This is a genomic window from Mesorhizobium sp. M7A.F.Ca.US.014.04.1.1 (assembly GCF_003998745.1).
Taxonomy (GTDB): Bacteria; Pseudomonadota; Alphaproteobacteria; order Rhizobiales; family Rhizobiaceae; genus Mesorhizobium; species Mesorhizobium ciceri.
Genome location: NZ_RZRW01000175.1, coordinates 1 through 10,119 on the forward strand (window position 1 = coordinate 1; position 10,119 = coordinate 10,119).

Annotated in this window: 11 protein-coding genes; 7 read left to right on the top strand and 4 right to left on the bottom strand. The window is 62.5% G+C overall.

From position 1 onward, the window contains the following. The 3 genes from EOA22_RS14040 to EOA22_RS14050 all read right to left on the bottom strand — a co-directional run. A partial coding sequence (locus EOA22_RS14040) for an aldehyde dehydrogenase family protein (RefSeq protein WP_127390036.1) occupies nucleotides 1-933 on the bottom strand: 933 nt, incomplete at its 3' end. Nucleotides 934-1,093: 160 nt separating this feature from the next. Next, on the bottom strand, nucleotides 1,094-1,477 hold the full coding sequence (locus tag EOA22_RS14045; protein WP_063168661.1) for an ACT domain-containing protein: 384 nt from the start codon (nucleotides 1,475-1,477) through the stop codon (nucleotides 1,094-1,096). 15 nt (nucleotides 1,478-1,492) lie between these two features. Next, nucleotides 1,493-1,972, bottom strand: a complete 480-nt coding sequence (locus EOA22_RS14050) for a GNAT family N-acetyltransferase (RefSeq protein WP_024501788.1) — start codon at nucleotides 1,970-1,972, stop codon at nucleotides 1,493-1,495. 318 nt (nucleotides 1,973-2,290) lie between these two features. On the opposite strand from EOA22_RS14050, the gene EOA22_RS14055 reads away from it, so the two are divergent. Then, a complete protein-coding gene (locus tag EOA22_RS14055) occupies nucleotides 2,291-2,881 on the top strand; it encodes a cation diffusion facilitator family transporter (RefSeq protein ID WP_063168662.1) in 591 nt (196 codons plus the stop codon). Nucleotides 2,882-3,272: 391 nt separating this feature from the next. Here the strand turns inward: EOA22_RS14055 and EOA22_RS14065 are convergent, their stop codons facing one another. Next, nucleotides 3,273-3,668 (bottom strand): cupin domain-containing protein, encoded by a 396-nt coding sequence (locus tag EOA22_RS14065; protein WP_027160872.1) that lies wholly within the window; start codon nucleotides 3,666-3,668, stop codon nucleotides 3,273-3,275. Between the two features lie 150 nt (nucleotides 3,669-3,818). On the opposite strand from EOA22_RS14065, the gene EOA22_RS14070 reads away from it, so the two are divergent. The 6 genes from EOA22_RS14070 to EOA22_RS14095 form a co-directional block, all read left to right on the top strand. Beyond that, nucleotides 3,819-4,718 (top strand): LysR family transcriptional regulator, encoded by a 900-nt coding sequence (locus tag EOA22_RS14070; RefSeq protein WP_063168663.1) that lies wholly within the window; start codon nucleotides 3,819-3,821, stop codon nucleotides 4,716-4,718. A gap of 121 nt (nucleotides 4,719-4,839) precedes the next feature. Next, entirely contained in the window at nucleotides 4,840-6,285 is a 1,446-nt protein-coding gene (locus EOA22_RS14075) for a PAS domain S-box protein (RefSeq protein ID WP_013530540.1), read from the top strand. Nucleotides 6,286-6,394: 109 nt separating this feature from the next. Further along, nucleotides 6,395-6,772 (top strand): ester cyclase, encoded by a 378-nt coding sequence (locus EOA22_RS14080; RefSeq protein ID WP_024501791.1) that lies wholly within the window; start codon nucleotides 6,395-6,397, stop codon nucleotides 6,770-6,772. Nucleotides 6,773-6,913: 141 nt separating this feature from the next. Continuing rightward, a complete protein-coding gene (locus tag EOA22_RS14085) occupies nucleotides 6,914-7,969 on the top strand; it encodes a YeiH family protein (RefSeq protein ID WP_063168664.1) in 1,056 nt (351 codons plus the stop codon). 99 nt (nucleotides 7,970-8,068) lie between these two features. Further along, nucleotides 8,069-9,148: an AraC family transcriptional regulator gene (locus EOA22_RS14090; protein ID WP_063168665.1), complete on the top strand. Its 1,080-nt coding sequence runs from the start codon at nucleotides 8,069-8,071 to the stop codon at nucleotides 9,146-9,148. A gap of 175 nt (nucleotides 9,149-9,323) precedes the next feature. Further along, on the top strand, nucleotides 9,324-10,119 hold a 796-nt coding region (locus EOA22_RS14095; protein ID WP_127390037.1), incomplete at its 3' end, for an alpha/beta fold hydrolase.

Genomic DNA, 10,119 nt, shown 5'->3' on the forward strand with positions numbered 1-10,119 from the left:
GGCCGGCCCGACGGTGAATTTTTCCGCCGCAACCTTGGCATAGCCGGCCGCCTCGTCATGGCGCTCGCGCGGCACGAACATGCGCGTTGGCGCGTTGCAGGACTGGCCGCTGTTGCTGAAGCAACCGGCCACGCCCTTGCTGACCGCGCTTGCGAGGTCGACGTCGGGGAACAGAATGTTGGCCGACTTGCCACCAAGCTCCTGATGCACGCGCTTGACCGTGTCGGCAGCGGCCTTGGCCACCAGGATGCCGGCGCGGGTCGAACCGGTGAACGACATCATGTCGATGTCAGGATGGCTGGACAACGCCTGGCCGACGCCCGGTCCGTCGCCATTGACGAGGTTGAAGACGCCCTTCGGCACGCCGGCCTCGTCGAGGATCTCGGCGAAGATGATGGCGTCGAGCGGCGCGATCTCGGATGGCTTGAGCACCATGGTGCAGCCGGCGGCGAGCGCCGGACCCACCTTGCAGGTGATCTGGTTGAGCGGCCAGTTCCACGGCGTGATCAGCCCGACGACACCGATCGGCTCCTTGACCACGAGATGATTGCCCTTCACGTGGCGGAATTCGAAAGCCTTCAGCGTCTCGGCCATTTGGGTCAGATGCGCCAGCCCAATGCCGACCTGGCTGTCCAACGCCATCTGGCGCGGCGCGCCCATCTCGCGCGACACGGCAACCGCAAGATCGCCACTGCGCTTCTTGTAGACCGCGATGATGCGATTCAACAGGTCGAGCCGCTCGCTAACTTCGGTGAAACCAAAGCCGTTGAAGGCGCGCTTGGCGGCAGCCACCGCCTTGTCGACATCGGCCTTGGAGCCGAGCGAAATCTGCGCAAAAGCGTCCTCATTCGAGGGATCGATGACGTCCAATGGGTTGGGCACAACAGGATCGACCCACGCGCCATCGATGTAGAACTGCAGATTGTGTGACATGGTTTTCTCCTTGGCCGCATGGTCGCGCCGGGCCGTCATATCTGGCTGGAGATAACGATGCACAAACGCCGCTGTCAAACACAACCCCCGAAGTGGTTGAGCCAGTGCGGCAGTGATTGAGCCAGAGCGGTTGGGCAGCAACCGGCTTGGTGAGGATGGACTACAGCAAGGTATGCCCGGCCTCGACCAGAAACCGCCTCGCCGCGGCCTGATCCGTGGCTTTCACCAGGAGATGGTCGCCATCGAAAGTGGACACCACGAAGATGCCCAACCCGTTTTCCGACAACGGCCTGATGACCGACAGCACGATACCGGTTTCGTCGAAGGCGAACGGGCCCAGGAGCTTGAAGGCCACCCAGTCGATATCCTGCTTGACGGCATGCGGCACGCGGTCCTGCAGGCAAACGATCGAAAGCTCGTCGTCGGTCCTTGTGATGCTGACGAAGCCTGGTCCGTCCGCCCAACCGGGAATGGTTTCGCCCGCCGCCAGCCGGGAAACCGCGTAAGACCCCGGGAGTTGCTTAAGCTTGACCTTGGCAGCCATTATCGAAATCCTTCCTCAGATCGCCGGTGATCCCGCTAGCCTCTTGCTCATATAGACCGTCATGCCGCCCATGAACGGCTCGTCCCGATCCACTATGTAGCCCTGCCTCTTGTAGAGCGATACGTTCGCCTCGAACGCGCCATTGGTCAGCAGGCGAAGCTCGTCGCGGCCCGACTCGATCGCCTTGCGCTCGGCCCACTCCAGCAACAGCCGGCCAATCCCCCTGCCCTGCGCATCCGGTGCGACACAGACATTCTCGATCCACAGATGATCCTCGGCCAGCATGGTTTCAATCATTCCCACGATCCGATCATCCTCGACGGCGAGATCGAACGGATGCTCGGCAACAGCCTTCTCGTAGTCGGCGCGCATCGGCAGAGGCTCGCGGCCGATCACCGCTACCCATTTGGCATAGGCGGCGCGCACGATATCCCGGATCGCGGCGGCGTCAGCGGGCGCGGCCGGCCGAAGCCGGATGGAAGAATTGTTGGTCATCAAACTGCTCCAGACATGAAAAATCCCGCCGGCGGTTTCGCGGGCGGGGCTGGAAACGAAAGAACCGGGTCTATCCTGCCGGTCTTTGTCGTCGCGCAATCAGCTTGCCGCTCCGCACTGTGCAGGGGCGACGTCGCTTGGTGTTGGCGGGCGCGAAAACGAACATGGCGCCAAGTTGGAACAGGAAGCGCGGCGATGTCAAGGCGACCGCTCGATCGACAGTGTCTCGCATCGGCGACAAGGTTCTGGTCCTCGCGCCCGCAGGGCATAGAATCGCTATATGCTTTGTGCCAACGGCAGCTAATCGATGGGCAAACTATGACCGGGACGCTGAACAAAGCGGTGCGGATGGTGGCCATCCTGAACCTGGCCTATTTCGGGATCGAATTTGCCGTAGCCGTTTGGATCGGATCGGTATCGCTGTTCGCGGACAGCATCGATTTTCTGGAGGACGCATCCGTCAATCTCCTGATCATGGTCGCGTTGGGCTGGACCGTCCGCAATCGAGCGCGGCTCGGAATGGCGCTGGCCGGGATACTTCTGATCCCCGCATTGGCGACCCTTTGGACAGCCTGGGAGAAATTCAACATTCCAATTCCGCCAGCTCTCGTTCCGCTAACGCTCACGGCGGCTGGCGCGATGCTCGTCAACCTGTCGTGCGCGCTCATGCTCGCTCGCTATCGCCATCACAGCGGCAGCCTCACCCGCGCCGCCTTCCTGTCGGCGCGCAACGACGTCCTGGCCAATGTGGCAATCATTGCCGCTGCCCTGGTCACCGCATTCGTGTGGAATTCGGCCTGGCCCGATATCGTCATTGGGCTGGCAATCGCCGTCATGAATGCGGATGCTGCCCGCGAGGTTTTCACGGCCGCAAGACGCGAGTTCGCAGAAGGCCAAATTTCAAACTGAAACGCTGCCACCCGATCCGCGCACGATCCCCTCAACTCCTGCGCCGTCGGCCGGAATGGCTACCCGGTCGTCGAGTGCCCTCAGCCTGCGCCTGGCTCTAGCGATCGATCCTTGCTTCCTGTTGCGGAGAATAGCGCGCTCCCTGTACGGCGATCGCCGAGACCGCGTTCTCGATGTCGGCAGTTCGCCGTCAGCGCGACAGTGACCGATCCGATGTTCTCTTCGAGGCGATTGAGCTTGGTGGTGCCGGGGATCGGAACGATCCAGGGCTGTATCTGCCAAGCGCGGGAGCGATATCGGAGAATGGGCTTTTCAGCCTTGGAACATCGGTCATGTTGGTCTCCTTCGTAGAGTTCGGGCGTTGAACTCGGCGCCACGCGCCGATACCTGGTCAAATCCCGTATTGTTCGTCGCTGACATGCTCCAACCAGTCGACGACCTTGCCGTCGAGCGCTTCGGCGATAGCGATGTGGCTCATCGCCGTGGTCGGCGCGGCGCCATGCCAATGCTTCTCTCCGGGCGCGAACCAGACGATGTCGCCGGGCTGGATCGATTCGATCGGGCCGCCCTCGCGCTGCGCCAGGCCGGCGCCCGAGAGGACGATCAGCGTCTGGCCGAGCGGATGCGTGTGCCAGGCGGTGCGCGCGCCGGGCTCGAAAGTCACGGTGGCGCCGCCGACCCGGGCGGGCTCGCTGCCCTTGAACGGCGCGTCGATGCGCACCGCACCGGTGAAATAGTCGGCCGATCCCTTGGCCGAGGCCTGAGAGCCGTTTCGCGTGATGTCCATGGTTTTGTCCCTTCCTGGCAACAGCCATGACACGACCGCCCGGCTTTAGAGACGGCCGGAGGTGCCCGGTGTGATAACGCCTATCTAGGGTCTGCGATTGGTGCCGATTAGGTGCTATATCCAGCATGATCTTATGAAGGGGGCTCATGAATGCCACGTGACAACCTGAACGAGCTAACCGCCTTCCTCGCTGTGGCGCGCGAGGAAAGCTTCACCAGGGCGGCGGCCAAGCTCGGGGTTTCCCAATCGGCGCTCAGCCACACGGTGCGGGCGCTGGAGGAGCGGCTGGGTGTACGGCTCCTGACCCGCACCACGCGCAGCGTGTCGCCCACCGAAGCCGGGGAGCGGCTGCTTCGCACCGTCGGGCCGCGGCTGGACGAGATCGAGACCGAGCTCATTGCCTTGAGCGCATTGCGGGAAAAACCCGCCGGCGCCATCCGCATCACCGCCGGTGAGCACGCCGCCGATGCGGTCCTGTGGCCGGCGATCGCCCCGCTGCTGCCCGACTATCCCGACATCAAGGTCGAGATCATCGTCGACTATGGACTGACCGACATCGTCGCCGAGCGCTTCGACGCCGGCGTGCGGCTGGGCGAACAGGTGGCGCGCGACATGATCGCGGTGCGCATCGGCCCCGACATGCGCATGGCGGTGGTCGGCTCGCCAGCCTATTTCGCTACCCGACCAAAGCCGCGCACGCCGCAGAACCTGACCACCCACAATTGCATCAATCTGCGGCTGCCCACCTATGGCGGGCTCTATGCCTGGGAGTTCGAGAAGGCCGGACGCGAGCTGAAGGTTCGGGTCGAAGGCCAGCTTGTGTTCAACACGGCCGCTCTGCGCATGAACGCGGTGCTCGCCGGCCTCGGCCTTGCCTATCTGCCTGAGGAGCAGGTGACGGCCCATCTGGCCAACGGCCGGCTGGTGCGTGTGCTCGCCGACTGGTGCGGGCCCTTCCCCGGCTACCATCTCTATTACCCCAGCCGCCGGCAAGCCACGCCGGCCTTCTCGCTGCTGGTCGACGCGCTGCGCTACCGGGGCAAGGAGTAAGTCGGTGAGCAGCTTCCACCCGGCTTTGACTCGCCGCCGCCTGCGGTGACTATCCCCGGAAATGGTCGCGGAACCATTTCCGCGGCACCGCGTTCACTGCGGTTAACTGGAACTCCTATACGTGGCGCAAGTGACGAAAACCTCGAGCTCGACCTTTGATCTGCCCCACCAAATCCTCGATAATCTTCCCGTAGCAATCTACACCACCGACACCGAAGGCAAGATCACCTATTTCAATCGGGCCGCGGCAGATTTCGCTGGGCGCGAACCCGAGCTCGGAAAAGACCAATGGTGTGTGACGCACAAGCTGTTCACGACCGACGGTGAAGTGTTGCCGCATGACCAATGCCCGATGGCTGTCGCGCTAAAGGAGAACCGGCCGGTCAGAAACCAGTCGGCTATCTCCCAACGCCCGGACGGCACGCGTGTGCCGTTCCTTCCCTATCCCACACCGCTTCATGACGAGCAGGGCAGACTGGTCGGCGCCGTCAATATGCTGTTCGATCTCACTGACCGCCATCATGCCGACGAGGCCAGGCATCATCTGTCAGCCATCGTGGAGTCTTCCTTCGATGCCATCGTCAGCAAGGATTTGAACGGAGTCATCAGGAGCTGGAACTCAGCCGCCCAACGTCTGTTCGGTTACACCGCCGACGAAGCAATCGGAAGGTCGGTAACTATGCTGATACCGGACGACCATTTGGACGAAGAGCCGCGCATATTGGAGCGCATCCGCAAAGGCGAGCAGGTCGAGACCTACGAAACCATCCGCCGCCGCAAGGACGGCAGCCTTGTGCCCGTATCCCTGACAATCTCGCCGGTGCGCAACGCCGTCGGGCAGATCGTCGGCGCCTCGAAGATCGCCCGCGACATATCAGTAGCCAAGGAGAACGAATATCGCATCCGCATGCTGATGCGCGAGGTCAACCACCGGGTGAAGAACCAGTATTCCGTCATCATCTCGATGATCCGGGAGACCAGCAAGCGGTCATCGACGCCGGCCCAGTTCGAACGTCAGGTGCGCGAGCGCATCATGGCGTTGTCGCTCTCGCATGACCTTCTGGTTTCCGGCGACTGGAAGGGCGCCACGATCTTCGAACTGCTGCTTGCGCAGGCCAAACCGTTCGGCAACGAGGAGCGGATCTCAATGTCGGGCCCTTCCCTGACGCTGAGCCCCAATGCCGTCCAGTACCTCGGCATAGCGTTTCATGAACTCGCGACCAATTCCGCTAAATACGGCGTCCTTTCGGCCGCAGAGGGAACGATAACGGTGCAATGGAAGGTAACCGGACTGGTCGGCCAGAAACAGTTCCAGCTGATCTGGAAAGAGAGAGATGGTCCTGAAGTACAGACGATCGGCCATGGTGGTTTCGGCAGCGTGGTGCTGCGGCGCGTCGCTCCAGCCGCGGTGAGCGGCACCGGTGTTCTCGAGCATGATAGCCACGGTGTCACCTGGACGCTGCAAGCACCGTTGACCCAACTTGAGGCCTCGGTTGACAGCGAGCACGTTGATCAGCGTGCGTTGGACCAGGTGATGAGCGGACACGAATTCGGAATTGTTCCCTGAACTTGGGCACTGGCAACAGGACTACGGCCCGCTATGTGTTGCTTTTATTGTACGTCCTGGCCTTCAGCCCTGTCGCAATATGGCGGGCATCAGCACCGGAGCCATCGCCGTGACCGTGACCGACCTCTATCGAGGCTACATCGCCTGCCTCAACAATCAGGACTGGCAGAAGCTGCATCGCTTCGTTCATGACGAGGTGCACTACAATGGCGACCGCGTCGGACTGTCGGGTTACCAGGACATGCTGGAGCGCGATTTTCGGGAAATCCCAGACCTCTATTTCGATATCCAGTTGCTGATCGCCGAACCGCCGTTCCTAGCCAGCCGGCTTCAGTTCAACTGCACGCCGAAGGGAACCTTCTTCGGGCTCCCTATAAACGGCAGGAAGGTGTCCTTCAGCGAGAACGTCTTCTATGAATTCCTCGACGACCGGATCAGGAACGTCTGGTCGGTGATCGACAAGGCCGCGATCGAGGCGCAGCTTTAATCCAGGTCGCCCAGAAAGCGACGTCTGCGCGGCAGCGCCCGTGGATCGTTCGTAAAAATCGATCATTCTAACGAAAATAATTCGTTGGAAAGATTGGTTTAGGAATGGCATTCTCCCGGCATACTCGCCTGGAGCATTGCATTGTCTTCCGTTTCCCACTTCGCGAACGATATTCCAAAAAGCGCGTTTCCTGCCGATGTCGCGCAAGGGCGAAAATCCCTTAGCTGGAATGGCATCGTCCCCGGCATCGTGCTGGTCACGATGATCACTGCCGTCGCCTTCTCGGCGCGCAATGTTTCCGGCTTCGCGCTGTTCAGTCCAATGATCCTCGCCGTCGTCGCCGGCATGATCTACTCCAACGTGCTCGGCACGCCCGTGCACGCCAAAGCCGGTATCGCATTCTCGCAAAAGCGCCTGTTGCGCTTCGCCATCGTGCTGCTCGGCTTCCAGCTGACGCTCGGCCAGGTGGTCTCGATCGGCGCTGGCGGCGTCGGCATTGTCGCGGCGACGCTTGGCGCCACCTTCGTTTTCACCATCACGCTTGGCCGGCTGATCGGCGTCGACGCCAAGCTGGCGCAGTTGATCGCCGCCGGCACCTCGATCTGCGGCGCTTCGGCCATCGTCGCCACCAACATCGTCACCGATGCGCGCGACGAGGACGTCACCTACGCCGTCGCCTCGATCACCTTGTTCGGCACCGTCGCCATGCTCGGCTTCCCACTCATGGCGCCCATGCTCGGCCTCGACCAGCACGCTTTCGGCCTGTGGGCCGGCGCCTCGATCCACGAGGTGGCGCAAGTCATCGGCGCCGGCTTTCAGAACGGCACCCAGTCCGGCGAGATCGCCACCGTCGCCAAGCTGACCCGCGTCGCCATGCTGGCGCCGATGGTCGTCGCGCTCGGCCTGATGGCGCGCGGCAGGAGCAGCAGTGAGGTGGCGGCGCGGCCGCCCATGCCGTGGTTCGTCGCCGCCTTCGTCGCTGTCGTGGCGTTGAACAGCTTGGTCACGGTGCCCACCGAGATGAAATCGGCAATGGCGCTCGCCACCACCATCATGCTGACCATGGGCCTGGCCGCCATGGGCCTGCAGGCCGACATCTCTCAGCTGCGCTCGCGCGGCCTGCGCCCGCTGGCGCTCGCCTTCTCGGCCTTCCTGTTCATCGGCTGCTTCAGCCTGATGCTGGTGAAGTTCGCCTGAGCTTGATCGCCGGCACGCAGACGGCACAAGCGAGTTTGGGAATCAAATCACATCGGCTACGGTCTGCCGCGCATCAACACGCGAGCCCGCACCCGATCCATGCCGTTTGTTCCCTTACCCTTCGTCGTCGCCCTGTCGCTGTTCATCCTGCTTTGGGTCGTCGCCAGCCGCCAGGATGAGGCAGCACCGAACCTGCCGTTTCTCGCCCTGATCCTTGTTGCAGCGTTGCAATCGGTGCTCACCGGACTGCGCTGGGGCTATGGCATCAGCGAAGTCGGCTATATCGCCCCCGTATCCGCCGCGATCATGCCGTCTCTGCTCTACGCCGGCGTATCGAGCCTGGTTCGCACCAGCGACCGCCGGTGGCCGGCCCTGCTGGGGCTCCACGCGACACCCGCGGTCATCATCATCATGCTGATAATCTTTTGGCGCGAGGCGATCGACGTGGCGCTGACATCAATCGATTTCACCTACGCCGCCGCCATTCTCTGGCTGCTTCGCTCCGGCGCCGACGGGCTTCGCCTTGCGCCCTTCGACGGCGCGGTCCCGGTCTACAGGGCCATCCTTTTCGCGGCAGCTACGCTGTGCCTGTCGGGAGCCGTCGACATGCTGGTGTCCTTCGATCTGGCGTCGGGACATGGCGCTCGCGCGGCAACCGTGATCGGCATCGGCAATCTTTTCATGCTCGTCATTGTCGGCATGGCGGCGGCTGCGGCCAGCCAAAGCCATGTCCCGCTCAATGCCGCCGAGCCCGTCGAGACTTCGTCCCCACCCGACGCCGGCGAGAACGCCGATGCGATCGCCAGGGTCAACGAGTTGATGCAGGAGAAAAAACTATATCGCGACGCCAATCTCAACCTCAACCGGCTTGCCCGGCGCGCCGGAATTCCAGCACGGCAGATCTCAATGGCGATCAACCGGGCCACGGCCAGGAACGTCTCGCAATATGTCAACGGACACCGCATCACCGAGGCCTGCCGGCTGCTGAGCGAGACCGATCAGTCCGTGACGGAGATCATGTTTGCGGTCGGCTTCCAGACCAAGTCGAACTTCAACCGCGAATTCCGCCGCGTCACCGATATGACCCCGCTCGCCTGGCGGGACCGGAACGCGCCTGACGCGGCGCCCTCGCTTGCGAACCGGCGGGCGGCTGAAATCGGCAGCGCCGTTCCGCACTGAACGGTACTCAATCGCGATAAAGCACGTCCTTGATCGCGATCAAGGTCGCGGACTTCGCTCCGATCCGCTGACATTGGGTCGCTAACACTGCAATCGAACATGACCGCCAGCTTGCCCGGACGCTGTAGCCTCCGGCCTTGCCACCTATAGGGCGCGTTCGACAACGGAGATTTCAATGAAATTCTGGACTATGCTCTGCGCCGTCGCTGTTTCCACGGCGCTCATGCAACACCCCGCAGACGCCGGCGACAATGTCGGCGTTCGTCAGTTCCCTGCCCCATCCAAGGAGCGCGGCATCGATCTCGATGTGACGGTCTGGTATCCCGCGCAACCGGGCGGCGAGATGGTTATATCAGGCGACACCGCGCTTTTCGCCGGAACGGCCGCCATGCGCGATGCGCCTATCGCTGGCGGAAAATTCCCGCTTATCCTGCTTTCGCATGGCGCTGGCCTGGCGGGAACCCCACACGCCCTGAGCTGGATTGCAACGCCTCTGGCCAGGCAGGGATTCGTCGTCGCCGCTCCCACACACCCGGGAAATACGGGGAAAAACAGATCCGCCGCCGAGACGATGAAACTCTGGTTGCGGCCCGCCGATCTCACGGCTGCCCTGACCGCGACGGCGAAGGACGCTTTCTTCGCAGGGCACCTCGAACAAGGCAAAGTAGGCGTCCTCGGTCTTTCCATGGGCGGCAACACGGCGCTGGCGATAGCCGGTGCCCGCATCGATCCGAAATTGCTGGCGGCCTATTGCGATACGGACCTGCTCAATGCCTCGCTCTGCGACTGGGTCAGGCAAAGCGGCGTCGATCTTCACGCCATGGATTTGCAGGCCGCCGGTCGGGACAACCGGGATGAGCGCATTCATTTCGCCATGGCGATCGATCCTGCCCCATCCGATGTCTTCGATGTCAAAAGCTTTGCCGGTATCAAAATTCCCGTCGTTCTCGTCACTCTTGGCCGTGCAGGAA